The 24,330-nt window shown below is 71.6% G+C and carries 18 protein-coding genes; 7 read left to right on the forward strand and 11 right to left on the reverse strand.

Going from position 1 to position 24,330, the window contains the following annotated elements:
* The first annotated feature begins 1,225 nt into the window (after positions 1-1,225).
* On the forward strand, positions 1,226-1,402 hold the full coding sequence (locus ACBJ59_RS61590) for a hypothetical protein (RefSeq protein WP_375119190.1): 177 nt from the start codon (positions 1,226-1,228) through the stop codon (positions 1,400-1,402).
* A gap of 609 nt (positions 1,403-2,011) precedes the next feature.
* Here ACBJ59_RS61590 and ACBJ59_RS61595 read toward each other — a convergent pair.
* Complete coding sequence (locus ACBJ59_RS61595) at positions 2,012-2,158, reverse strand: hypothetical protein (protein WP_375119191.1); 147 nt, start codon at positions 2,156-2,158, stop codon at positions 2,012-2,014.
* A 618-nt stretch (positions 2,159-2,776) separates the two neighbouring features.
* Between ACBJ59_RS61595 and ACBJ59_RS61600 the strand changes: the two genes are divergently transcribed.
* A complete protein-coding gene (locus ACBJ59_RS61600; protein ID WP_375119220.1) occupies positions 2,777-3,427 on the forward strand; it encodes a TetR/AcrR family transcriptional regulator in 651 nt (216 codons plus the stop codon).
* Positions 3,428-3,470: 43 nt separating this feature from the next.
* Here the strand turns inward: ACBJ59_RS61600 and ACBJ59_RS61605 are convergent, their stop codons facing one another.
* Both ACBJ59_RS61605 and ACBJ59_RS61610 read right to left on the reverse strand, forming a co-directional pair.
* On the reverse strand, positions 3,471-3,686 hold the full coding sequence (locus tag ACBJ59_RS61605) for a hypothetical protein (protein ID WP_375119192.1): 216 nt from the start codon (positions 3,684-3,686) through the stop codon (positions 3,471-3,473).
* A 71-nt stretch (positions 3,687-3,757) separates the two neighbouring features.
* Positions 3,758-4,450: a carbonic anhydrase gene (locus tag ACBJ59_RS61610; RefSeq protein WP_375119193.1), complete on the reverse strand. Its 693-nt coding sequence runs from the start codon at positions 4,448-4,450 to the stop codon at positions 3,758-3,760.
* A gap of 167 nt (positions 4,451-4,617) precedes the next feature.
* On the opposite strand from ACBJ59_RS61610, the gene ACBJ59_RS61615 reads away from it, so the two are divergent.
* Positions 4,618-5,040, forward strand: a complete 423-nt coding sequence (locus ACBJ59_RS61615; protein ID WP_375119194.1) for a hypothetical protein — start codon at positions 4,618-4,620, stop codon at positions 5,038-5,040.
* A gap of 452 nt (positions 5,041-5,492) precedes the next feature.
* Here ACBJ59_RS61615 and ACBJ59_RS61620 read toward each other — a convergent pair whose 3' ends face one another.
* From ACBJ59_RS61620 to ACBJ59_RS61650, 7 genes are all read right to left on the reverse strand, one after another.
* Positions 5,493-8,036: a tetratricopeptide repeat protein gene (locus ACBJ59_RS61620; RefSeq protein WP_375119195.1), complete on the reverse strand. Its 2,544-nt coding sequence runs from the start codon at positions 8,034-8,036 to the stop codon at positions 5,493-5,495.
* A gap of 487 nt (positions 8,037-8,523) precedes the next feature.
* Positions 8,524-9,315 (reverse strand): hypothetical protein, encoded by a 792-nt coding sequence (locus ACBJ59_RS61625; protein ID WP_375119196.1) that lies wholly within the window; start codon positions 9,313-9,315, stop codon positions 8,524-8,526.
* Positions 9,312-11,240 (reverse strand): hypothetical protein, encoded by a 1,929-nt coding sequence (locus ACBJ59_RS61630; RefSeq protein ID WP_375119197.1) that lies wholly within the window; start codon positions 11,238-11,240, stop codon positions 9,312-9,314. Before ACBJ59_RS61630 ends, ACBJ59_RS61625 begins: the two co-directional genes overlap by 4 nt.
* Complete coding sequence (locus ACBJ59_RS61635) at positions 11,237-12,064, reverse strand: carbohydrate ABC transporter permease (RefSeq protein WP_364120953.1); 828 nt, start codon at positions 12,062-12,064, stop codon at positions 11,237-11,239. Before ACBJ59_RS61635 ends, ACBJ59_RS61630 begins: the two co-directional genes overlap by 4 nt.
* Positions 12,061-12,999, reverse strand: coding sequence for a carbohydrate ABC transporter permease (locus tag ACBJ59_RS61640; RefSeq protein WP_375119198.1), 939 nt, complete (start codon positions 12,997-12,999; stop codon positions 12,061-12,063). Before ACBJ59_RS61640 ends, ACBJ59_RS61635 begins: the two co-directional genes overlap by 4 nt.
* Positions 12,989-14,224, reverse strand: a complete 1,236-nt coding sequence (locus ACBJ59_RS61645) for an ABC transporter substrate-binding protein (RefSeq protein ID WP_375119199.1) — start codon at positions 14,222-14,224, stop codon at positions 12,989-12,991. The genes ACBJ59_RS61640 and ACBJ59_RS61645 overlap by 11 nt, the downstream gene beginning before the upstream one ends.
* A 76-nt stretch (positions 14,225-14,300) precedes the next feature.
* A complete protein-coding gene (locus tag ACBJ59_RS61650; protein WP_375119200.1) occupies positions 14,301-14,954 on the reverse strand; it encodes a GntR family transcriptional regulator in 654 nt (217 codons plus the stop codon).
* 119 nt (positions 14,955-15,073) lie between these two features.
* On the opposite strand from ACBJ59_RS61650, the gene ACBJ59_RS61655 reads away from it, so the two are divergent.
* Both ACBJ59_RS61655 and ACBJ59_RS61660 read left to right on the forward strand, forming a co-directional pair.
* Positions 15,074-17,812, forward strand: a complete 2,739-nt coding sequence (locus ACBJ59_RS61655) for a carbohydrate-binding protein (protein ID WP_375119201.1) — start codon at positions 15,074-15,076, stop codon at positions 17,810-17,812.
* 181 nt (positions 17,813-17,993) lie between these two features.
* Positions 17,994-18,845, forward strand: coding sequence for an alpha/beta fold hydrolase (locus tag ACBJ59_RS61660; RefSeq protein ID WP_375119202.1), 852 nt, complete (start codon positions 17,994-17,996; stop codon positions 18,843-18,845).
* An 865-nt stretch (positions 18,846-19,710) separates the two neighbouring features.
* Here the strand turns inward: ACBJ59_RS61660 and ACBJ59_RS61665 are convergent.
* On the reverse strand, positions 19,711-19,887 hold the full coding sequence (locus ACBJ59_RS61665) for a hypothetical protein (protein WP_375119203.1): 177 nt from the start codon (positions 19,885-19,887) through the stop codon (positions 19,711-19,713).
* A gap of 160 nt (positions 19,888-20,047) precedes the next feature.
* Here ACBJ59_RS61665 and ACBJ59_RS61670 point away from each other — a divergent pair, with 160 nt between their 5' ends.
* On the forward strand, positions 20,048-23,863 hold the full coding sequence (locus ACBJ59_RS61670) for a S8 family serine peptidase (RefSeq protein ID WP_375119204.1): 3,816 nt from the start codon (positions 20,048-20,050) through the stop codon (positions 23,861-23,863).
* 98 nt (positions 23,864-23,961) lie between these two features.
* Positions 23,962-24,213, forward strand: a complete 252-nt coding sequence (locus tag ACBJ59_RS61675; RefSeq protein WP_375119205.1) for a hypothetical protein — start codon at positions 23,962-23,964, stop codon at positions 24,211-24,213.
* The last annotated feature ends 117 nt before the right edge of the window (positions 24,214-24,330 follow it).

The following is a 24,330-nucleotide window of genomic DNA, read 5'->3' on the forward strand; positions in this document are numbered from 1 at the left end:
TCCGCAGCATAATCACGAATGGTCGTGTGCCCACACTTTGGGACTCCGGAAGTTATCCACAACCATGCCGACCAGCACTTTCGCTCAACGATCAAGGCTTATGTGCCCGCGAACTGCGAAACTCGGGATGCTGGCGAGGGCATGGTGGCCTCTTCCGCGTCTCACACCAAGGGGCCGCGCTCGATCTGACGGCCCCGTCGGGTGAAGCGCGGGGCGTCGCCTCGGTGACGCCGGTCTCTCACCCCCAGGGCAGCGGAGTGCCGACATCGGGCGCGGCCGAGATGTCCCGGCCGCCGGCTAAGTTCGACGGGGCGGAGGGGGCGGTGAGGTCGCGGAAGATGTCGGTGCCGGGCCGCCGCGAGCGTCAGCAGTACGGAGAGCACCTCGGTGCCCAGCGGGCATTCCGAGGGAGAACGTCTGGTTCCAGGACAGGCCCGTGGTGTCGAGACTGCTGGTGAACGTCCGCGCGAACCCGGCCGGACCTTCCCGGCCAGCAGCCTGTTCATGATCGGGGCCAGACCGAGTACGAGAGACAGGGGCAGCGTCCCCTCCCACTCGGAGAAGTTCCTGATCAGCGGGTACGGCGGCGGGGTGCCAGGACCTCGGTGACCTTGGCGATGGCTTCGGCACCGGGTTTGACGTCGCGCATGGCGGTGCGGGGGTTCTTGTGGCGGGTCTTGCCCATGATGAGCTGCAGCGGGACTTCGGCTTCGCCGAGGTGGGTGGCGGCGCTGTGGCGCAGTTGGTGCAGGTCGAGCCCGGCGTACTTGTCCCGTAGGAGGCGGGTCGCGGTCGTAGCCCAGGCGGGCGCGGCCGGTGTGCGGGCAGATGTCGGCGGCCGCGGGGCGGCGGGCCGGGACCGGGCGGCGTTCGGACAGGAACAGCGGGCCGTGCGTGCGCGTGTTGCCGTCGGGGAGCCGGAGGAGGCGGGGTAGCAGGTGGGCGGTGCCGCTGTCCCAGTACACCCACTCGGTGGCGTCGCCCTTGGAGCGGACAGGGGCGCGGCGGTGCTCCAGGTCGAGGTCTTCGACGTTCAGCGCGAGGATCTCGGCGGCCCGGGCGGCCGTTTCGTACAGCATCCGCCACAGGGTCTTCTCCCGGAGCGGGATGTCGCGGCAGGGACAGCAGCCGATGGATGGTGGTCTTGGCGACCGCGCGGGTCTCGTCAGCGCTCTCCTTACGGCGTTCGGCCTCAGCCGGGACCGACGGTACGGCCCAGTGCTTCTTGGCGCGGCACCAGGCCAGCCAGGAGGTGACGGCGGCGCGGTTGCGGTTCCAGGTCGCCGGCGCGCTGATACCCCACAGCTCGGCGAACACGGCGCCGATCTCGGCGTCGGTGACGTCGGCGAGCGGCCGGTCGCGGCCGAGCCGCTCGATGGTGCGGTCGATGGCCGAGGCGTAGGCGCGGTGGGTGTTGGGGTTGGCGGTGCGGGGGGTGGCCAGGAAGGCGTCGGCGGCCGCGGCGAGCGTGACGTGCCCGCCGCGCAGGGCGGTTACCTTCGGCGCGGCGCTCATGCCGGCCGCCGCGCGATGCCCGGTGCGATGTACCGGATAACGTGCCGGAGTCGCGCACCTCCCCAGCGAGGAGTGTTCCTGGTCGCCGCGCCACCATGACCGCTCATGTACGTGATGCGATTCGCCCACCACGCCTATCCACGCGCCCGACCGTATCCTGGCCGGCTTCGCCGCGCACACCTCATCGCCGAGCCCTCGTCATGGCCGACAGAATGATCAGCGGTTGACACGTTGCCGACAGATCATCGCGACGGCGAGGGCCATGCGGATCCACGCGCACCAATCCATGGCCAGATAGCCACACCGCAACCGACTCCACTTCCAGCCCAGCGGTCAGCCGCCCTCGAACCCCTGCAGCAACCATCGCCGCCCTGCGACGTCCAACGACAACACCAGCACCCCCCGAACCCTGCTCCGAACACGGCCTGCCCCCGATAACGCCACATATCGAGCCGAGCCTCGAACGGCAGATCCTCCCGCCACCACTGCCGTGTCCTCACCCACGCCCCAGCACCTCCTCCACCCAGTAGAAGCGTGCCCGTCCACCGCGGCGTGTCCAGGTGAACGTCGCCGGGCGGCCCAGAAGGAAGACCAGGTTGTCATCCTCAACGGTGACGACCTCCACCAGCCGCTCCTCTCCCATCCCGCCAACGTAGGCCGCCGAGCTACACCGGCCAGCCCGACGCGCCGCCACCCCCGCCACCTTCGTCCTGCCACAACCCCTCATCGCCGGACGCCACCACCGCACATCCCCAACGCGGCGCCGAGGGATGCCAGGGTAAGCGTGGAGTGAGCCGGGGCAGCCGCTCCCCCACCAGCGGATCTGCAGGTGCCGCTCGACAAGGAAACCGTGAGCGGAAAGGCCGACACGACGCCGTACAGCGCGCCAAGGAGATCGGCGGCATTGTCGGCCCGTCAAACCACAGAATCCGTCTTCGACGGTCTGCACGGGCGAAGCCCGTTCCCCTCGGGTCCTTACGAAAAGATAATAAAATCTATGCTGCCGCCTTTACATTGTAGATTAATACAGCCGCGTTGCTGAGTGCCTTCATCGCCGAGGGCGAGAATGCCTCCACTCCGGCCCGGCTGCGAATTCTGGCTGGTCTACCTCCCTGAGGGCGTCGGCCTCGGCCTGCTGGGCGTCGAGGGTGAAGCCTGCTGCGATGATCGCGTCCACGTGCCGTAAGTCCCCGAGCCCTGGCAATCGCCTCACCGTGGTGGCGGATCGCCCCGCGCGGACGTCCAGCGCAACCGCGCGGCCCTGCTCGAAGCGGCGCAGCGGCACTTCCTGACGTACGGGGTCGGCACCTCTTTGGAGGCAGTGGCCATGGAGGCCGGCCTCGGGCCCGGCACGCTGTACCGGCACTTCCCCACCCGGGAGGCGCTGCTGGCGGCCGTGCTGCAACCGCGCTCGGAGGAACTGGTGGCCCGCCAGGCGGACATCGCGCAACTCGGCGACGAGTGCGAGGCGTTGCGGCAATGGTTGCGGGCGATGGAGGACTACTTCAGCGCCTTCAGCGGGCTGCCGAAACCACTCATGGCCGCGGCCAGAGCACAGGTGCCAGACAATCCGCTCACCCTCCCCTGTGACACCCTCATTGCCACGACCGACGAATACGTGCGGGCCGCGCAGTTCACGGGGCGGGTGCGAGCCTCGGTGACCGGGTACGACCTGTTCCTCGCGTCCGTCTCCAGTGAAGAACACGTGCGGCACCCGCGCAGACGTCAGCCGCTTGAACTGCGGACAGGCGGTTCGCTCGATCCACGTCATCCCAAGGCCGTCCCTCGCCTCGATCCCAGCGTCCAGACGCCGGAAACCGTAGCGACGATCAACTCCAGCAGATGCCTTGTTCACCAAAAACGCAATCAATCCCAGCGGAGGGTCACATCATCCGAGAAACGCCCCCTCTGACTAGCAGTTCAGCAGCCCACTGTCCCTTTCTCCCGTACGTGGTCTACCCCCAGAACCGGCGCGCCTGCAGGGCGACCAGCTCGACCAGCGATGCGGCGAACGGGCCGGCCTGCTCGGCGGGCAACGCCTTCAAGGCGCCCTGGAAACGGGCGTGCGCTTCGGGGAAGAGCTCCCGGGCCCGTTCCTCGGCCAGGCGTGCCCGCTCGGCGCCCTCCATCAGCCGTGCATGCTGAGCGAGATAGTCCGCGCGTTCGCGCAATCATCCGACCTGGACCCTTCCGACGTAGCCGGGACCTGATACACGCCAGCCCCGGCCACGTCGCGAAGCGGTCACACCAGCCGGGTGACCTTGCCGGTGTCGAGCGAGTAATACCCGCCCACGATCTTGAGATTCCGGTCGGCGATGCGCGGGGCGAGCAGCTTGTCGGCCTTGAGTTCGGCCACGACATTGGTGGTGTTGATCCGGATCATCCTGTCCACGTCCCCGCGGGCTTGCTCATAGGCCGGTCGCAGGTCGGTGACGATGCGGTGCAGGTGGCCGGGAAGCTTCGTGCCCGTCTTGAGGGCGTGGGCGGCGGCGGTGACCGCGCCGCAGCGCTGGTGGCCGAGCACCATGATCAGGGGTGTGTCCAGTTCGGCGGGGCCGTACTCGATGGCGCCGGCGATGAGGGGGTCGATGGTCTGGGCGGCGCTGCGTACGGTGAGGATGTCGCCGATCCCCGTGTCGAAGACGATCTCCGGGGGGACGCGGGAGTCGATGCAGGAGACGACCACCGCGTACGGTTCCTGCTTCTGGGCGACCTCCGCGCGCCGGCCGAGGTCCTGGTGGGGGTGGGTGGAGGCGTCGGCGGCCCAGCGCCGGTTGCCCTCGCGCAGCTTCGCCCACGCCTCGTCCGGGGTGGCGGGCCGGCGCGCGGAGGGTCGTGCGAGGCTGTGCGCCGCCCCGCCGTCTAACAGGACCTGTCCGGCGACCAGTCCAGCGGCGAGCAGTACTGTACGACGGCCCATGATCTTCTTAGGCATGGGATCCAGTATGCAGTACACCGACTACGCGTTGATCGCCGGGGCGCCCTCACGGACCCGCGTCACCCTGTTTCCGCGCGGAAAGACCGGTAAAGCGTTGGACGACACCACCCTCCAGGCAAAGGCCCCCGCCCCGGAACGTGTCCCTAGACCTCGATGGAGAAACCATGCGAAAGAGCAGCGCCACCAGCGTTCTGTCCACTGTCCTCGCCGCAGCCCTGGCGACTCCACTGGTCGCGTTGGCGGCGGCCCCTGCCCAGGCCGCCGCCTCCACTCAGGCGGCCGCAGCGCTCGCATGCGAGTTGCACCTCGGCCCCACCACCAAGAGCGGCAGCACCATCGTCGGGTTCGGCAGCCAGTCACAGGACTGCGGCACGAGCGGCACCTCCACGCTGGTCATCCAACGCAGCCGCTGGTACGGCTGGCAGGACCTCGCCAACACGACGGTCACGGGACGCGGCTACGACGCCTACGTCCGTTACAACTGCTCGGGCACGGGAACCCACACCTATCGCACCATCCACGTGGGCCGGACGATCGGCGGCAGCCCGGCGTTCAAGGAGTCCAACCACCTGCGCGTCTCCTGCTGACAGTCGGTTCGACACCAGCGGCACACGGTAGGCAGACTGCGGAAGATCTCCGACCGTATCCGGGTGAGCGCCTGACAGACAGCACTGCGGGGCCCCGCGCCTGCTCCCGGGATCCGGGCCCCGCCTGTACCGCGTCGCAAACGCAGCCACGAGGCTCTGACCTGTGGTTTGCCGGGACCTGGACCCGCAAGCAAATCGCGGGGCCTTCAGCTTCGCGATGGCGGATGGCGGCCTTCACCCTGCCGCGCCGGTTCGACCCGAGCCTGGCCCGGGCCGGCTTTCGCAACAGCCGCAACAGGCGGGCCTTCTCGGGTGTCGCGCAGGCGTACGCGGGAGCCGGGTGCGCGAAGACGATGGTCGGGGCAAGGGCGGCGAGGAATCGTCATGGCAAGCTTGGTCCGGCCACCCCGGCGATCAGGCGAGCCGACGGGCGACGCCGCAGCAATTCTCCTTCAAGATTCAGTAGATGCGGGTCCGAGCCGGGCCAGGTGGGCGCGGATGGTCTCGACGTCCACGCCCCCTTCGTCGCCTTGGTCGGTGCCGAGGTCGCTCAGGATGGTCAGCGTCCGGGACCAGTGGTGGCGGGCCTGTTCGTACTGGCCGAGTGCGGCGTAGGCGTGCGCGAGGCCGTCGTGGGCGCGGGCCTCGTCGCCCGGTTGATCGAGGTCCGAGGCGAGCTGCCGGGCCTGGTCGTGGCTGTCGAGCGCCTGGTCGTCCTGCCCGCAGGCGTGCTGCAGCCGGCCCATGCCGTGCACGGCCTCGAACTGCCAGTTGCGGTTGCCGATCTCGCGGGCGAGGTCGAGTGCCTGCTGGTAGCAGTCGCGGGCCTGCTGGTGACGCTTCTGCATGCGGTGCAGATCGCCGAGCGCGGTGACGCTGTCGAGCTCGCCGAGCCGATGGTGCGTGGCGCGCGCCAGGTCCAGGGCCCGCGTGAAGTGTTCGGTGGCGGGCACGTGCTCGCCCCGGCCGAGGTGGATGTGCCCGAGCCCGAGCAGGGCGCGCATCTCACCGGTACGGTGGCCGATCGTCCTGGCGATGTCGAGCGCCCGCACCAGGTTGTCGCCGGCCGGCTCGGGCCGTCCCGTCATCCGGTGGATGTGGCCCAAGCCGATCAACGCGTCCAGCTCGCCGGTCCGCTGCCCGATCTGCTGGGCGAGGTCCCGCGCCTGCGTGAAGTCCTCGGCCGACTGCTTGTACTGCCCGTGGATCGCGCGGAGCAGGCCCAGGGTGTTCAGGGCGCGCAACTGGCCGGAGCGGTTGCCGATGGCGCGGCCGATGTCGAGGGCACGCGAGGTGTCCTCCATGGTGATGGTGTACCGGCTCTGCTTGTAGCGGATCTCGCCCAGCCCGAGCAGCGCCTCCATCTCGCTCGTACGGTCGTCGGCGGCGCGCGCGGCGGCCAGCGCCCGCGCGTGCAGCGTCTCGGCCTCGGCGTAGCGGCCACGGGTGCGCAGGCACCGGTGCAGGGTGACCGACAGGTGCTGGAGGTGCTCGGGGAAGCCCTGCTCGGCGGCGTGCTGGGCCAGGGAGAGCAGGTTGACCAGCTCCGCGTCCAGCCAGGCGGTGGCCTGCGCCGCATCGGCCATGGACACGGTGCCCGAGGGCGGGAGCGGGCGCGTGTCGGCCTCGTAGGGGTAGAGGCGGTCCATCGCCGCCGACGCGCCCTGGGCGTAGTGGTCCAGCAGCCGGTTCAGCGCGGCGCGCCGATCGGCCTCCGGCTCCTCCTGCGCGGCCACCTCGGCGGCGTGCGTGCGGATCAGGTCGTGGAAGCGGTAGCGGCCGGGCACCGGCTCCTGCATGACATGCACCTCCAGCAGCCGATCCAGCAGCGCAGAGGCGTCCTCGACGCTGGTGGCCAACAGCGCGGCGGCCGCGTCGGGCGGGATGTCCACCCCGGCGTGCAGCCCCAGCAGCCGGTACGGGCGTCGCTCGGCGGCGGTGAGCTCCCGGTAGGACAGGTCGAGCGCGGCGACGACGCTGCGCTGCCCGGCCCGCAACTCGCTCAGCCGGCGCTCGTGCTCCTCCAGGCGTCCCAGCAGGTGTGCCACGGTCCAGGTCGGATGCGCCTTCAGCCGGGCCGCGGCCAGCCGGATCGCCAGCGGCAGCAGCCCGCACCGATGCACCACCTCGGCCAGCGCCTCGCGGGGGGCGTCCGCGACCCGTTCCGGCCCCGCGGTGCCGGCGAACAGCGCGATCGCGTCCTCGGCAGGCAGCACGTCCACCGACACCGTACGCACGTCATTCAGCTCGACCAGCCGCCGCCGGCTCGTCACCAGCACCAGGCAGCCTCCCGCGCCCGGCAGCAGCGGCCGCACCTGGGCCTCGTCGGCGGCGTTGTCCAGCAGGATCAGCATCTTCCGGCCGGCCAGCACGCTCCGGTAGAGCGCGGCCCGGTCGTCGACGTGCTGGGGGATCGACTCTCCGGCGACGCCCAGCACGTCCAGCACCCGGGCCAGGGTGTCGGCCGGGTCGGCCGGGGCCATGCCCTGGGTGTAACCGTGCAGGTCGACGAACAGGTCGCCGTCCGGGAAGCGGGCGGCCAGCCGGTGCGCGGCGTGCACGGCCAGCGCGGTCTTGCCGACCCCCGCCATGCCGTCGATGGCGGTGATCACCACCGTGGACGCGCCGCCGGCCTCGTCCAGCAGGGCCAGCTCCCGCGCCCGGCCGACGAACTCCACGTCGGCGGGCAACTGCCGCGGCGTCGGACGCAGCAGGGGCGGGGGCTGTTCGGCTCCGCCCGCGGCGCGCTTCAGCAGCCACAGCTCCTCGGCCCCCAGGCCCAGAGCCTCGGCCAGCAGCCGTACCGACGCGTGGCGCGGCCGGCGCAACTCACCCGTCTCCAACCGGCGGACGGTGCGGACGTTGACACCCGCCCGCTCCGCCAGCTGCGCCTGGGTCAGCAGGGCGCGATCACGCCAGGTGCGCAGCAACGTGCCCAGGTCCGGCTCCTCCTCCGGAGGGCTCGCATGAGGTCGGTCACTCGCTCCTGACAGCATGACGACATCTCCCGCGCGCACCGGCTTGGATCAGGGTCAGACTACGGTAAACGCGGCGAGTCAGGGCGCGGTTCACCGGCCCGCCACCCGCGCCGATCCCCGCGGCCGGGCGCTGGACGGACACGTCGTCGTCCTTCGTTGTCCGGCGGCGACGATCGCAACGTCTGGGTGCGCAGCCTCGACACCGGGCAACTTCTCGCCGACCCTTCGCCGGCCACACCGACATCACCACCGCTCTGGCGGCGGACGGTCGTCGACGCCATCGGCCCGAACCTCCTGCCGTACACGATCGGCACCCCCGCCTGCTACGGCCTCGCGGGTCGGGCCGGCGGTCGGATCGGTCGAGACCGGGGTCAGGGGCGGGCCGGCCCGCGGGGCCACCGTGCTCGCAAGCTCGACCGACTGGGACTACACCGGCCCGTTCCTGCTGCCCGACGGGCGCGAGATCGAGGCGACGTGATCCGGTCCAGTGATCGGGCCCGTGGCGTCAGAGGAGCGGCAGGCGACCGGCGTCGCGCCACGCCTCGTACTCGGCGCGGCTGTCCGGGCTGAGCGGGTAGTAGTCGGACAGCCGGGCCCCTTGTTCGAGCCGCATCCGGCTGAACTCCTCCCAGTTCTCGTGGTCCTCGGCCGACTGCACGAGCTCGAGCGCCTTGCCCGAGGGCACGATCACCGCGCCGTCGTCGTCGGCGACCACGACGTCGCCGGGCAGGCAGAGCACGCCGCCGGCGGCGACCGGGACGTCGTACGCCCAGGGGAACAGGTCGGTCTGGGAGGCGTAGTGCGGCGTCGTGCCGGTGCACCAGATCGGCACCCCGAGCTCGCGCACGCGCCCGGAGTCGCGGATGCGCCCGTCGACGACGATCCCGGCGCCGCCGCGACGCTTGAAGTAGCGGACGAGCATGTCGCCGAAGCAGCCGGTGAACGAGCTGCCGTAGGCCTGGACGACGAGCACGTCGCCCTCCTGCACGGTCTCGAGTACGGCCCACAGGGCGGTGTCGCGCTCGACGTACTCCTGGCCCAGGCCGCTCGCGACGTCCTCGCGCTGCGGCATGAACTGCAGCGTCAGGGCGGAGCCGACGACGCTCCTGCCGCGTTCGAGCGGGGCGGGACCCTGGACGGCGGTGCGGGTGATGCCCATGCCGTTGAGCTTGGCGCAGGCCGTGGCGGCGCTGACCGCCTTCATGCGGCGCAGGATGTCGGGGTCGGCCCGGTCGAAGGGCTCACCGCGGACGGGCAGGGGCCAGACGGCCGACGGCGACTCGGGGGCGGTGTTCATGCGTGGTTCTCCTGAGCGGTGCGGACGAAGTCCTGGTGGGAGGCGCGGTGGACGCGCCGGGTGATCTCGAGGTCGAGGGCGATCCGCGTGCGCGCGGGCAGCAGCACCTCGATCCGCGAGGCGCCGACGGCGACGCGGTGGCGCGTGGCCGGGGCGGGCGGGATGTCGTATCGGCGGTCGTCGCCGGGGTAGCCGGGCTCGGCGGTGTCGTGGCCGGCGCTGACGATCTCGTCCTCGCCGAAGGCGCCGGCCTGGACGACGGCGAGCTGGTCGTCGTCACCGAGGTTGACGAGGTCGAGCGCGACGCGGCGTTCCTCGACCGCCCTGACCAGGGCCGCGACGCCGGGCGGCAGGCCGGGGCGGCCGCGCGCCCCGTCGCCGACCAGGACGCGGGCGAGCGCGAGGCCGCCGTAGTAGACGGCCGGTGGCGCGCCGGTCACGAGCTGGCTCAGCACCTCCGTCACGACGGGGTTGAGCCGCTGCCAGAAGTGGATGTCGCCGTCCGCCGGTTCGCCGGGGGCCTGCGCGATCAGCGCCATCCGCCGCAGGACCTGGGCGAGGGCCAGCTCCAATGCGCGTTCCGGGTAGTCCGGGTTGCGTCCGGCGAGGTAGCCGATCCAGGGCGCCTCGTGGCCCTGCTCCTCCTTGTCGTGGAACCAGCGCACCGCCTCCCAGTCGGAGTCGGAGGCGGCCCGCAGCCGTTCGATGCGCGGGTCGTGGGCGATGTCGCCGCGCGCCCACGCGAGCCAGAGCACGGGCGCGAGCGGCACCGGGTGCCGGTCGAACCAGCCCCGGGGGCCGTGCCGGTAGGGCACGAGCAGCTCGCGGGTGCTCTCGCCGGCGCCGAGCCGCTCGGCCCAGCCGGGGCCGAGGCTGCCGCGGGTGGCGATGCGGTCGGCGACCTCGCCCTGCGCCATCACGGCGTCGAGGGTGCCGCCGACGAGGTCGAGCCGGTCGAGCGTGCCGGTGAGCACCACGGTGTTGAGCGCGGCGACCGTGGCGGCGGGCGCGATCGAGTGCAGGCCGTGCGGCCAGGTCCAGCCGTAGTGGCCGCCGTACCAGGCGCCGCCGTGCAGCTCGCCGACGGTGCCGCCGGGGCCGACGTTGTCGGGCAGCACGCCGCCGTTCGCGGCCGCGCGCTCACGCCAGGCGTCCACGTACTCGAGCACCCATGCTTCGAGGCGCGGGTCGTGGTCGTAGAGCCAGGCGTTGACCGCGAGGGTGGTCGCGGCGAGGTTGACGGCGGTGTCGCCGCGCCCCATCCGCTCCTGCATCGCCTGCCCCATGGCGCGGGCCGCGGCCGGGTCGCGCAGGTCCTCCCAGTCGCGGACGCCGGGGACGTCGAGCAGCGGCAGGCCGTAGATCTCCATGCCGGGCTGGTCGGCGCGGTACTCCTCCCAGTCCTCGCCGACGCCCCAGCGCGGGCCGCCGGAGCCGGTGTGCGGGGCGACGATCGTACGGGTGAGCGGGTCGTAGTTGCCGGCGCCGGGCAGGTAGAGCTCGGCGAAGCGGCGCGCCCGCGCCCGGAAGGCGGCGTCGCCGGGGTCCGCGGCGCAGATCGACAGGAAGAACGGCAGCGACTCGCCCTGGTGGAACCAGTCGTAGCCGAGCTCGTACTCCTCCCGGACGAAGCCGAACTCGGTGAGCTGCCGGGTCACGCCCTCCCAGTGGTGCTTGGCCGCCTCCAGCAGGTCGCCGGACCCGCCGAGGCGGTACAGCACGGGCCAGTTGAAGAACGGCTCGTAGAAGTCGTCGACGCCGTCGCGGCCGTACATCCGGCCCCGGTAGCGCAGGCGGCCGTCGGGCTCGCAGAAGCGCCGCTCGAACTCGCGCCAGGCGCGGTCGAGGCGGGCGAGCAGCTCGCGCTCCAGGACCGCCCAGCGGGGCAGCTCGCGCAGGGGCACGGTGGCGGAAATCCTGATCATCCCTTGACCGCTCCCGAGGTGAGGCCGCCGATGATGCGCTTTTGCAGCAGCACGTAGAACACGAGCGCGGGTGCGACCGCGAGCAGCATGTTCGAGTAGACGATGGTGAAGTCGGTCGAGTACTTGCTGACCGCCGCGAACACCCCGGTGGTCACCGTGTAGACGCCGGATCCGGGTCCCAGGATGATCCGCGGGTTCACGAAGTCGGACCAGACGCTCACGGAGTTGAGCACGACGGCGGTCGCGACGGCCGGGCGCATCAGCGGGAAGATGATGCGCCAGAACGTGCCCATCCGGCTCGCGCCGTCGATCCGGGCGGCCTTGTCCAGCTCGCGCGGGATGCTCTGCACGAACGCGGTGAACAGGAACACCGTCGTGGGGATCGTCAGCGCCGTCTGGAACAGGACGAGCCCGGGCACGGTGCCCATGAGGCCGATGGTCCGCAGCACGTAGATCACCGGGATGACGATCGCCTGGCTCGGGATGAACAGGCCCATCAGCAGCACGAGCAGCACCAGGCGGTGGCCGCGCCGGGTCCCGCGGGCGATCGCGTACGCGGCCGGCCCGGTGACCAGGATGGACAGCACGTTGACGGCCGCGACGAGGAGCGCGGTCGTGCCGTACGCGCCGAGCACGTTGAAGTCGGCGGAGGTCGCGGCCCGCACGATGTTGTCGAGCGTGAACCCGTCGGCGGGCACGCCGAACGGCGAGCCGACGATGTCGTCCTGGCTCTTGAACGCGTTGGTCGCGAGCAGGTAGAGCGGAGCGGCCATCACGGCGGCGAGCACGACGAGCACCACGCCGCGGAGCAGGCGGGCGGTCATGCGGCCACCGCCTGCTCGCCGCGCCGGCGGAGCTGGGTGACGACGACCGTCATCGCGATGATCGCGATCATCAGCACGACCGACTGGGCCGCGCCGTAGCCGAGCTGCGAGCGGCTGAAGGAGGTCGTGAGGATGGTGAACACCGACGTCTGGGTGGCCCCGGCGGGCCCGCCGGCGGTGAGCGCGAGGACGAGCTCGTAGACCCGGAGCAGCCCGATCGCCGCGAGCACGACGTTGAGCGTGACGGTCGGCGCGAGCACGGGGAGCTTGACCCGCCAGAACGTCTGCCAGGGGCCGGCCCCGTCGATGACCGCCGCCTCCAGGAGCGAGGCGTCGATGGTCTGCAGGCCGGCGAGGTAGAGCACGACGTTGACCCCGAAGCTGGCCCAGATGATCACCACGACGGTGGTGGCGGTGGCCCATACGGGGTCGGCCAGGAAGGGCAGCCGCTCGACGCCGAAGCCGGTCAGCAGCGCGTTGACCGCGCCGTTGCTGCCGAGGATCGACGCCCAGAGGAAGCCGAGGATGACCGGCCCGATCACGTACGGCGAGAAGACCAGCACGCGCATGACCGTGGTGACGCGGTTGCTGCGGTTGAGGAGCACGGCGATGCCCAGGCCCAGCGCGTTGCAGGCGATCGTGCCCACGACGGCGATCACCGCGGTGAAGCCGGCGGCCCGCAGCACCTCGGGGTCCTGCACGAGCCGCTCGTAGTTGCGGGTGCCGACCCACGACGGCGGGATCGTGAAGCCGTCCCAGTTCGTGAGGCTGAGGTAGACCGCGATCGCGATCGGGACGAGCACGAACAGCGTGACCAGCGCGAGCGCCGGCGCGATCATGACGGCGTCGGTGAGCAGGTCGAGGCGGGCGCCCCGGACGCGGCGGGTGGCCGGCGCCGCCCCGGCGGCACCGGCCCGAGTGCTGCTAGCCGGCATTCAGATCCCACCACGAGTCCAGCGCGGCCGCCGCCTTCGCCGGTGCGGTGCCGACGTAGAGAGCCTGGACCTGCTTGTTGAGCTCGTCGCCGAACCCGCCGGGGATCGTGGGGCCGGAGGTGCCGAGCACCAGTCGGGGCGCGGCGTCGTGGATCGCCGCGACCTGCTGGTTGAGCGGGCTGCCCTTGTACGGGTGCCCCTGGCGGAAGTTGCCCTCCGAGGCGAGCGACGCGGCGACCGCCGCCTTGTCGCTGACCAGGTACTTGACCAGGCTCAGCGCGAGATCCTGGTGCTTCGAGGCCTGCAGGATCGAGTACGGCTGCGCGGGCCCGCCGAGCTGCCCGGCCGGCCGGCCGTCGAGCGACGGCGCCGCGAAGACGCCCACGTCGAACGAGGGAGCGGCCTCGTCGATGGAGGGCACGATCCAGTTGCCGATCACGTACGTGGCGGCCTTGCCGGAGGTGAACCCGTCGATCGAGTCCTGGTACTTCAGGCCCAGCGCGTCCCGGTCCACAAGCCCGTCGGCGATCCAGCCGGCGTAGGCGTCGAGGTAGTTCTTGTACGGGCTCGCCGCGAAGGTGGCCGTGCCGGCGTTGCGCTGGGCGTAGAAGTCGCCGGACCCGAGGAGCTGCGGGTTGGCCAGCATGGCGAACTGCGCTCCGGTGACCCACTCCCCCGCCGTCTGCAGCGGGAGGTAGCCGGCCTTCTTGAGCGCCTTCAGGTCCTGGGTGAACTCCTCCAGGCTGGCCGGCGGCCCGTCGATGCCGGCGTCGGCGAAGGCCTTCTTGTTGTAGAAGACGAGCGACTGGATCTGCGCGCCGGTGGCGACCTGCCAGATCTTGCCGCCGACCTTGTTCTCCTGGACGAGCGGGGTGTCGAGCACCCAGTCGTCCTCCGGGAAGGCGAGCAGCTGCGGCGCCACCACCGGGTCGAGGTTGCTGGCGACGATGTCGGGCACGTCGCCCGAGGCGAGCTCCTGCTGGAGGGTCGCCTGGACGTCCTCCGCGCTCGGCACCTCGATGGTGACCTTCACCCCCTTGTTCTGGGCGACCCAGGGCTGGACGAGTTTCTCGTAGTACTGCTTGGTCAGGACCGGGGTGATGTTGGCGAGGATGCGGAGCTCGCCTCCGCCCTCCTCGGCGCCACCGCTCGCGCATCCGGTCAGGAGTCCGGCCGCCATCGCCGAGCCGAGCAGGATCGCGACGCCGCGCATGCTGTATCGCATGATTTTCCCTTGCTAAGACAATCGCCTATCGATAGGCGAGTGGCACAGTAGACCGTGGTCCATCTGTCTGGCAAGCCTAGGACGACGACCGGTCGGTCCCGAGGTCGCCCGCCGCGTGCGCCGCGAAGGCCACCGCGGCCACCTCCGGATCGCCGCTGACCAGGGCGTCGATGAGGTCGGCGTGCCAGCGGACGACCTGGGCCCGGTCGCCGAGGTAGGAGGGGTCGCCGATCGCGCGCTGGCTGATGAGCATGGGTTCGAGCGTGTCCCAGAGCCGGGCGAGCACGGAGACGCCGGTGGAGGCGATCACGCTGCGGTGGAACTCGACGTCGAGCTTGCGGAAGGCCGCCCAGTCCCCCGAGGCGACCACCTTCTCCATGCGCGCGACGATCGCGCGCAGCCGGGCGAGGTCGGTGGCGGTCGCGGCCGTGACGGCGAGGCGGGCACCCGCCGCCTCGATCGAGGCGCGCATCTGCCGCGCGATCGCGAACTCCTCGGGCGAGATCTCGGTCACGTAGCTGCCGTGGCGGGGCACCGAGACGACGAGCCCCGCGTGCACCAGCCGCTTGACCGCTTCACGGACAGGCGCCTGGCTGATGCTGAGCTGCCGGGCGATCTCGGACTCCACGACGCGGGATCCGGGGGCGCGCGTGCCGTCGAGGATGGAGGTGAGAATCAGGTCGTACACCTGGTCCGAGAGCAGTCCCCGGTTGATGCCGGTGTCGGTCATGGCGCCTTTCCTTGCGTTCCGATGGTGCTGCCTAGGCTAGCGATAGTCGATTGTCCCCATTGACGCGGCACGACCCTGGTCACTAACTTCTCGATAATCGATTAGTGATTGGATCTTGGATGGCCCGTCGGATCGTCGCGGCCCGTGCCGCCGCACTCGCCACGACCACCGCCGCCGCGTTACTCGGTGGCACCCTCACCAGCACACCCCCCGCCGCAGCCGCGGGAGGCACCACGTACTACGTGAGCACCTCCGGCTCCGACTCCAACCCGGGAACCTCCGGCTCCCCGTTCCGCACCATCCAGCGATGCGGCACGGTCATGACCGCCGGTGACACCTGCCAGATCGCCTCCGGGACGTACCGCGAGACCGTCAAGCCGGTCGCCGACGGCACGGCGGCGAACCGCATCACCTACACCGCCGCCCCGGGCGCGGCGGTGATCGTCGACGGCAGCGACCCGGTGACCGGCTGGTCCCAGGTCACCGGAGCCCAGCTGGCCGCGCTCCAGGAGGCCGACCCCACCCTCACCGGGTCGGAGTTCGCCGCGGCGGTCGGGGCCGGCCGGATCTACCGGGCCCCGGTCACCGTCAACGGCGCCCTGCCCGGGCAGCAGGTGTTCGTCGACGGGGCGATGCAGCCCGAGGCGGCCTGGCCGCACCCGGGCAACAACCCGGCCGAGCCGGTGCTCGCCTCCGCGCAGTCCGGCACCCAGACCTCGCTCTCCGACGCGGCGCTCACCCAGCCGGCCGGCTGGTGGGTCGGCGCCCGCCTCACCTCGCACAACTGGTTCGTCAGCGAGTCCGGCACCGTGACCAGCTCGGCGGTCGGGTCGGTGACCGCGAGCAGCCTGCCGGCCTGCGTGGGGCTCAGCCCCAACCAGCGCAACCTGTACTCGCTGAGCGGCAAGCTCGCGCTGCTCGGCAAGGCGGGCGAGTGGCACCACCGCGCCGCCGACGGCCACCTCTACCTCTGGACCCCCGACGGGGCCGCCCCGTCCGCCCACACCGTCGAGGTCAAGCAGCGCGAGCTCGCCTTCGACCTGTCCGGCCGTTCGTACACGACCGTGCTCGGCATCGGCATCAAGGGCTCCACCGTCCAGACCTCGTCCTCGACCCACCACGTGACGCTCGACGGGATCACCGCCCGCTACGTCTCCGCCTACAGCGACCTCGTCGTCGACCCGGCCAAGGTCACCCCCGCCGACCCGTGCGACGTGCTCACCGCCGGCGAGACCACCAGCGGCATCCAGCTGCGCGGCACCGCCAACGTGCTGCGCAACAGCACGATCGACTGGAGCGCCGGCAACGGCGTGCTGGTGGCGGGCACCGGCAACACGGTGACCAACAACCGCATCACGAACGCCGACTACATGGGCAGCTACGCGGCCAGCATCAACGTGCTCGGCAGCGACCACCTCATCAGCCACAACACGGCCTGGGGCAGCGGGCGCAGCAACCTCAACATCGACAACAAGGTCGCCGGCACCGTCTCCTCCGGCCACCTGATCCGGTACAACGACTTCGGCGACTACGGCAAGCTCGTCAACGACGTCGGGGCGATCTACGTGTGCTGCCGGGTGAACCTGGCGAACACGATCATCGACCACAACCTGCTGCACGACGCGGCCCCGGGCGTGGCCCAGGACGGGCCGGCGCCCGGCGTCTACCTCGACCTGGAGACCTACAACGCCACGGTCGCCGACAACGTCGCCTGGAACCGCACCACGTACGGCGTCGTCCTGATCAACCCGAACGGCGGCACGACCTCGGGCAACAAGATCTACGGCAACACCAGCGGCACCGACCCCAAGGCGGTCAGCCTGTTCGGCGGCACCTACTCCACCTCCGAGGTGAAGAACAACATCGGCATCGTCGACACCATGCCGGGGGTCACGGTCTCCAACAACCTGCCGAGTTCGACCGACCCGCAGTTCACGAACGCCGCCGGGCTCGACTTCACCGTCACCTCCGGCTCCCCCGCCCGCAACGCCGGCGCGGTGCTGCCGCCCTGGACGGACGGCTCGACCGACGCGACCCCCACGATCGGCGCCTACCAGTACGGCGCGACGAAGTGGACCGCCGGCGTACGCTCCGTCGGCGCGACCATCCAGGCGGAGTCGGCCGCGGCCTCATCCGGCACGAACACCCGCTCCGGCGGGACCGGCACGGTCGTCGGCAGCTTCGACGGCGGCGACTGGCTGCGCTACGCGAACGTCGCCTTCGGCAACGGGCGCACCATGTTCGCGGCGACCCTCGCGACCGAGGTGCAGTACGCCAACCAGCGCTTCGAGATCCGCATCGACTCGCCCACCGGCCCCGTCATCGGCACCGCGACGGTCTCGGCGACCGGCGGCTGGGACCGCTTCGTGCCCCAGTACACGCCGATCACCCCGACCAGCGGCACCCATGACGTGTACCTCATCGCCCTGGGCACGGGACCGGGCGTCGGCGACATCGACACCATCTCCTTCACCCGCACCCCGGCCAAGCTGGAGGCCGAGCACGCGGACGCCGGCTCCGGCACCAGCGTGGCCGCGGGCGGGACGGGGAAGTTCGCCGGGAGCTTCGACGGCGGCGACAGCCTGACGTTCCGGTCGGTCGACTTCGGCATGGGGCGCACGTCGTTCTCCGCCTCGGTCGGGGTCGACCCCGCGTACGCGGGCCAGAGCTTCGAGGTACGGATCGACGGCCCGGCCGGTCCGGTGATCGGCACCCTCACGACGGCCTCGACCGGCGGGTGGACCCGGTTCGCCACGCAGAGCGTCGGCATCGCCGGCACGAGCGGTGTGCACGACCTGTTCCTGGTGGCGAGCGGGGGCGCGGGCGTCGCGAACATCGACTGGGTGGCCCTGGAGTGACCACCCGGCCGGCCCGCCGGTAGCCGGGGACCTGCTGTCCCGTACCGGGCGGCAGCGCTACCGGAGGAGCCGCCGCCCCGAACCCGGAGGGCGTCCCTGGCAGCCGATCCATCCGGGACAGCAGATCCCCAATTCTCCCCCAAGTTGTCACATACCGGACACCTGGCTGGTCTTAGGAGGCATGATTGCGACCTCAACCCCTGAGACCAGCCCCTCCTGGATCCGTACGACCCTGGCCGGCGCCGGCCTCGCGATCGTCACCCTGGCGACCGTCGGCCTGACCGGCACCCCGGCGGCGGACGCGGCCGCGGCCGAACGCGCCATGCCCACCGTCATCCTGGAACACGGCGCCTTCGCCGACGCCTCGAGCTGGACGGGTGTCGTCAAGCGGCTGCGGCATGACGGGTATCCCGTGATCGCCGCGGCCAACCCGCTGCGCAGCCCGGCCAGTGACGCCGCCCACCTGCGCGGCCTGGTGGACAGCGTGCGAGGTCCGGTGGTGCTGGTCGGTCACTCCTACGGCGGATCGGTCATCAGCACCGCCGCCGACGGGGACGACCAGGTCAAGGCACTCGTCTACATTGCGGCCTTCGCGCCGGACACCGGTGAGAGCGCCGCGGACCTGGCCGCCAGGTTCCCCGGCAGCACGCTGTCCGAGACGCTCGAGCCCGTGCCCTTCACCCTGCCGGACGGAACCTCCGGCACCGACCTCTACATCGACCAGGACAAGTTCCGCCGGCAGTTCGCGGCCGACGTCCCCGCCACGATCACCAAGGTCATGGCCGCCGCCCAGCGCCCCGTCACCGCCGCCGCGCTGGAGGAGAAGGCCACCAAGGCGGCGTGGAAGACCATCCCGTCCTGGACGCTGATCACGACGCGGGACAGGAACATCCCGGCGGCCGCGCAGCGCTTCATGGCCAGGCGCGCCCGCTCGCACGCCGTCGAGGTCGACGCCTCCCACGCGGTGTCCGTCTCCCGGCCCGACACGGTCACGCGCCTGATCGAGCAGGCCGCCAATGCCACTGTCCGCTAGAACACACCTCCCCCGCTCGGACCCCGGGGCGCTCCGGCGCGAGCGACGTCGGAGCGCCCCGGGCACCACCTCGCGTGTCGCGGCGAGCTGCGGGACCGTCAACGCGGACCAGAAAGTACGGAGCGCAGGCCAGGCTCCGGCGCGCGAGGCAGCGCAAACCCGAGCGGCCAAGACCCCGGACACAGCCCTGCACCCGGACCTGGCGGAGGATGCTCTCGGCGGTGATCCGGGCATCGCGCCTACGGGCCGGGACGACGCACAGGTAGGCGCCGTCAGGTTCCATGAGGACGTTCGCGCCGCCTAAGTGGATCTTGTACGTGCGCAGATCCCCGCCTAACACCAGGAACCGTTCGGTGAGAGTGAGCCGGTCGGCGATGGCCGCGCGGGGCAGCAGCCGCGCCAGCGCGTCGCCGCGCACCTCGGCCGTCTCCACCTGTACGAAGCCGCGCCCCTCCCGCCGGTCGAAGCGGACCCGCCCGGTGGGGGCCAGCGTCACCTCGTGGCCCTCGACGCCCGCCGCCGAGTATCCGAACCGGACCCGCCAGGCACCCTCGGCCAGCTCCCTGCTCGCCTCCGCGGCATGGTCGCCGTCGAACGGCCCCAGCCAGGTCGTCCGCCAGCGGCGCCCCTTGTCACGGTGGCTGCCAGGCCCACCAGGGTTCGCTGACCGTGGAGGACCCTCCGCGCCAGGGAACGTGCCTGGTCCTGCGCATGCGTCTGCTGCCCTGAACCGGCTGCCGCACCAGCCCCCGCCGTCGCGACACGGGGCCGCTCGCTAAGGGCAGAGGCCCGGCGGGGCCGCGCCGGTGTGCTCGGCCGCGCGGCGATCAGTAATGAATGGCGCCCTTCGCGCCACCGCCCACGATCACCCGGCGTCGCCGTTGGTGGCGACGCTGAGCGGACTGGTGAGGAAGGCGACCACCACCGCGACCTCTTCGGGCCGCACGAGCCGGCCGATGGAGACGGAGGCCGCCATCCGGCTCTCGAACTCCTCCGCGGTCGCCCCGCTCTCGGCCGCCGGCGGGCCGATGATGTCCAGCATGGTTTCCGTACGGGTGGGAAACGCCCGCAACGCCTTGCCATCCGCGTTTCCGACGATTTCTGGCGCCAACGCTGCAAATGATGCCGTTCATGATCCGTTGCCGTTATCAACCACTGAGACGATCCGGTCGTTAAGTCCCTACTGATCGGAGATATAAGTCTTGACCGTAAATCCCTTCCGCCGGCGGGCGCTGGCGGTCGGAGCACTGCTCGCCACGGCGCTCACCACGGCCGGCCCCGCCGCCGCCGCTCCCGGAGCGGCCGCCGGCGGCGCACCCCCCACCGGACCGGACACCGTGCCCGCCGCTGTGCCCGCCGCGTCCGGCGGCCCCCGCACTGTCACCCTGATCAACGGCGACAAGGTCACCGTCAGCGACGCCGGCGGTCTCGTCACCACCACCGTTCAGGGCCCCGACGGGCGCCCTGCCGGTGCCCGGACAACCACCTTAGGCAAGGACACCTACGTCTATCCCGACGAGGTGGCGCCGTACGTCGCCGCCGGGTTACTCGACGAGCGGCTCTTCAACGTCACCGAACTCATCGCCGACGGCTACGACGACGCGCACGCCGACCGGCTGCCGCTGATCGTCACCTACAGCGGGGACGCGGCCCGCGCCAAGACGCCGCCGGTGCCCGCGGGCGCGGTGCGCGTCCGCACCCTGAGCAGCGTCGGCGGCGCCGCGATCGAGCAGCGGCGCGACCAGGCGCCGAAGTTCTGGGCCGCGCTCACCGGCGCCCCGGCCGCGGGCCGGCGGGCCTCCTCCGGCACTGCCTCCTTCACCGCCGGCGTCGCAAAGATCTGGCTGGACGGCAAGGTACGCGCCACGCTGGCCGACACCACGGCCCAGATCGGCGCACCCGCCGTCTGGTCCGGCGGCAACACCGGCGCCGGCGTCACGGTGGCCGTCCTGGACACCGGCGTGGACGCCGCGCATCCGGACCTGGCCGGCCAGGTGGCCGCCGCGCAGAGCTTCGTTCCCGGCGAGGACGCGACCGACCGCGTCGGGCACGGCACCCACGTCGCCTCGACGATCGCCGGCACCGGCGCCGCCTCCGGCGGCAAGGAACGCGGTGTCGCGCCGGGAGCCCGGCTGCACGTCGGCAAGGTTCTCAACGACGAGGGCTGGGGGCAGGACTCCTGGATCATCGCGGGCATGGAATGGGCCGCGCGCGACCAGCACGCCAGGATCATCAGCATGAGCCTCGGCGGCGACCCCACCGACGGCACCGACCCGCAGAGCCAGGCGGTCAACCGGCTCAGCGCCGAGACCGGGACGCTGTTCACCATCGCCGCGGGCAACTCCGGCCCCGACATGCAGAGCGTCGCGGCCCCCGGCGCGGCGGACGCCGCGCTCACCGTGGGCGCCGTGGACGGGCTGGACCGGCTCGCCGTCTTCTCCAGCCGCGGCCCCAGGCGCGGCGACAACGGGCTCAAGCCGGAGATCACCGCCCCGGGCGTGGACGTTCTCGCGGCCCGCTCGCAGTACGCCGCGGAGGGCGAGGGCCCCTACCTCACGATGAGCGGCACCTCGATGGCCACCCCGCACGTGGCGGGCGCCGCCGCGCTGGTGGCTGCCGCGCATCCCGACTGGACCGGCGGACAGCTCAAGAACGCCCTGCTGAGCACCAGCAAGATCACCCGGCGGTACGACGCCTACTGGGCCGGATCCGGGCGGCTCGACGCCGCCGCCGCGGTGTCGGCCACCGTCCTGGCCACCGGTGTCGACTTCACCGGGCTGCGCTGGCCGTACCCGCCGGGTGAGCAGGCCGAGCGGGAGATCACCTACACCAACACCGGGGACGAGCCGGTCACCCTGGACCTCGCCGTCAACGCGCCCACCGCCCCGGCCGGCCTTTTCACTCTGTCCGCCTCCCAGGTCACCGTGCCGGCGCACGGGACGAGCAAGGTCACGCTGAACGTCGAGCCGGCCCGTGCGGACGATGACACCTACGCCAGTGGCCAGATCATCGCCACCGGGCCGGGCGGTACCCCGGCGGTGCACACCCTGATCGGCATGAACAAGGAGGGCCGGCGGACCGGCCTGTCCATCCGGACCAGGGACCGGGACGGCGGCGGCCTGCCCGGGGAGGTCGTGGTGAAGGACATCACTCGCGACACCGCGCCGAAGTCGTACCTGATCGACGAGTCGGGCCGGCTCGACCTGCGGGTGCGGCCCGGCACGTACAGCGTCGCCCTCTACAGCGACGTGACCGGCGTGCACGGCCCGTCGTCACTCGGCCGGGCGGTCCTGGTGGCCCCCGAGACGATCCTGGACGACGCGGACAAGACGATCACCCTGGACGCCGCCGACCTGCGCCAGCTCACGGCGGTCACGCCACAGGAGACCGCCAAGGCCGAGGTTCGCGTCGACTTCGTCCGGTCATATCCCGATCGGTACCGGCTCGCGGACAACTACATCGTCGACGACGCCTACGACAGCCTCTGGGCCACGCCGACCGGCGGGAAGGTGACCCAGGGCGCGTTCAGCTTCGGCGTCCGCTGGAGTTTGATCGAACCGCCGCTTACTCTCCGCGGCGACAGCGGCCACAGTGACGGCAGCGGTGACTACGACGACCTGCGCGTCCAGACCGGTGCCGGCCTCCCCGCCGAGGGCCGGGCCCGGATGGAGGCGGTCTTCGCCGGGCAGGGCGCCCCGGCCGACTTCGCCCGGGTCAAGGTGCGCGGCAAGGTCGCGGTCGTCCGGCACAACGCCGGTGTGCCCGCGACGGCGCAGGCCGACGCGGCCGCGGCGGCCGGCGCGAAGCTGCTCCTCATCGTCAACGACGGTCTCGGCCGGCTCGACGCCTGGCAGGATGTGCCGGACCCCAAGACGCCCCTGCCCGTCGCCTCGCTCGGCCGGGACCAGGGCGAAAAGCTGATCTCCCAGCTCGGCCGGGGCCGGGACGACCTCACCGTCGAGGCACACCCCACCCCCGGCTACGTGTACGACCTGGTCCGCCGCTACGACGGCGCGATTCCGGCGAACCTTTCCTATCGGCCATCCGTGCGCGAGCTCGCCCGGGTGGACGTGGCCTATCGCAACCCGGCACCCGGCTCCGGGTCCGTTACCGGCCCCGCTACTGGCCCCGCTGCTGGCGTCGCCATGCGTTACGACGTCTCTCCCGCCCAGCCGGGCACCGCCCTTGGCGGCGCGGCCGTGCCGGTCCCGGCGCAGGGCACCCGGACGGACTGGGTCTCCGGCGGCGAGCAGTGGGTGGAGATGACCACCATGGTTCCGATCAGCGAGTTCTCGGACGTCCTCACCTACCCGGCGGGCCGCCGGGCCGAGGCAACCTGGTTCGCGCCCGTCGCCCGGCCGCGCCTGCTCCAGGAGAGCATCGGCTCGGGACCGCCGCAACTGATCGGCACCACCCTGTCGGCCCTCACCCTGCCGTCCTGGGGCGACTCCGACCCGCACCACAAGGGCCTGGCCTGGGACGGCGAGATCAGCTGGAGCGCCAGCGTGTACCAGGGTGACGAACTGCTGGCCGAAGGCCTTGGCGGCACCGTGGAGGCCGATCTCACCCCGGGCCCGTCGCCGGTGCGGCTGGTCCTCGCGACCACGCAGAAGGCCGCCGTCTCGCCGTACTCGCCGCGAACCAGCACCGAGTGGACCTTCGGCTTCACCGAGGCCGGCGACACGCCGAGACAACCGCCGCTGCTTCAGCTCGACTACGGAGTCGAGACCGACCTGGCGGGGACGGCCAGACGCCGCTCCGACCTCGAGGTCACCGCCTCGCACCTGCGCGACGCCGACGGCGCGGCGCAGGTGCGAGACGTCGGCTTGGAGGTGTCCTACGACGACGGAGCCACCTGGCAGCCGGTGGGCAAGCGGCACCGGACCCGTGACGGCGGCTGGCTGTTCACCATGGAGGCTCCCTCCTCCGCCAGATTCGCCTCGATCCGCGCCACGGCACGGGACACGGCGGGCAACAGCGTCACACAGACGATCGTGAGGGCCTTCGGGCTGCGCTGACCCTTGCGATCCAGGCGGCCCCGGGACGGCCATCGGGCCGGGGCCGCTCGCTCGCCCGGGGGATCAGTTGACGCGGCCGATCACGCAGCTCTGGCTCCGTGACCTGCTCTGGGATCATCTCCGCTCCGATCACCTCGCTGCCCGCGTTCGGCCCACCGGTCGATCAGACGCGCGGGGACATCACCGAACTGAGCGCCTTCCTCGAAGTGGAGGCACCCGGCGGCGGCCACGACCCCACCGTGCTGCGGGTCGAACAAGCTCACCGCTTCGCCGACCAGCAGCACCGCGAACGCAATGGCCCCGCGTCACTGGCCATGAAGAAGCAAGTCGGCACGCCCCCTCCATCGTGACCACCATCACCCGGTGCATGGTTCTCAGCTTATCCTCGCAAGTCAGAGCTAGATGATCTTGTCGGGCACGTCAGGCATGTTGACCGGCCTAGAAGGCACGTTGCGTCGAAGGCGCGC

This window comes from Nonomuraea sp. MTCD27 (genome assembly GCF_041950495.1).
Lineage (GTDB): Bacteria > Actinomycetota > Actinomycetes > Streptosporangiales > Streptosporangiaceae > Nonomuraea.

Excerpts from the sequence above, each read along its gene's own strand:
- ACBJ59_RS61595 (WP_375119191.1), bottom strand. The coding sequence starts at position 2,158 with ATGGGAGAGGAGCGGCTGGTGGAGGTCGTCACCGTTGAGGATGACAAC.
- ACBJ59_RS61610 (WP_375119193.1), bottom strand. The coding sequence starts at position 4,450 with ATGCCTAAGAAGATCATGGGCCGTCGTACAGTACTGCTCGCCGCTGGA.
- ACBJ59_RS61615 (WP_375119194.1), top strand. The coding sequence starts at position 4,618 with ATGCGAAAGAGCAGCGCCACCAGCGTTCTGTCCACTGTCCTCGCCGCA.
- ACBJ59_RS61620 (WP_375119195.1), bottom strand. The coding sequence starts at position 8,036 with ATGCTGTCAGGAGCGAGTGACCGACCTCATGCGAGCCCTCCGGAGGAG.
- ACBJ59_RS61625 (WP_375119196.1), bottom strand. The coding sequence starts at position 9,315 with ATGAACACCGCCCCCGAGTCGCCGTCGGCCGTCTGGCCCCTGCCCGTC.
- ACBJ59_RS61630 (WP_375119197.1), bottom strand. The coding sequence starts at position 11,240 with ATGATCAGGATTTCCGCCACCGTGCCCCTGCGCGAGCTGCCCCGCTGG.
- ACBJ59_RS61635 (WP_364120953.1), bottom strand. The coding sequence starts at position 12,064 with ATGACCGCCCGCCTGCTCCGCGGCGTGGTGCTCGTCGTGCTCGCCGCC.
- ACBJ59_RS61640 (WP_375119198.1), bottom strand. The coding sequence starts at position 12,999 with ATGCCGGCTAGCAGCACTCGGGCCGGTGCCGCCGGGGCGGCGCCGGCC.
- ACBJ59_RS61645 (WP_375119199.1), bottom strand. The coding sequence starts at position 14,224 with ATGCGATACAGCATGCGCGGCGTCGCGATCCTGCTCGGCTCGGCGATG.
- ACBJ59_RS61650 (WP_375119200.1), bottom strand. The coding sequence starts at position 14,954 with ATGACCGACACCGGCATCAACCGGGGACTGCTCTCGGACCAGGTGTAC.
- ACBJ59_RS61655 (WP_375119201.1), top strand. The coding sequence starts at position 15,074 with ATGGCCCGTCGGATCGTCGCGGCCCGTGCCGCCGCACTCGCCACGACC.
- ACBJ59_RS61660 (WP_375119202.1), top strand. The coding sequence starts at position 17,994 with ATGATTGCGACCTCAACCCCTGAGACCAGCCCCTCCTGGATCCGTACG.
- ACBJ59_RS61665 (WP_375119203.1), bottom strand. The coding sequence starts at position 19,887 with ATGCTGGACATCATCGGCCCGCCGGCGGCCGAGAGCGGGGCGACCGCG.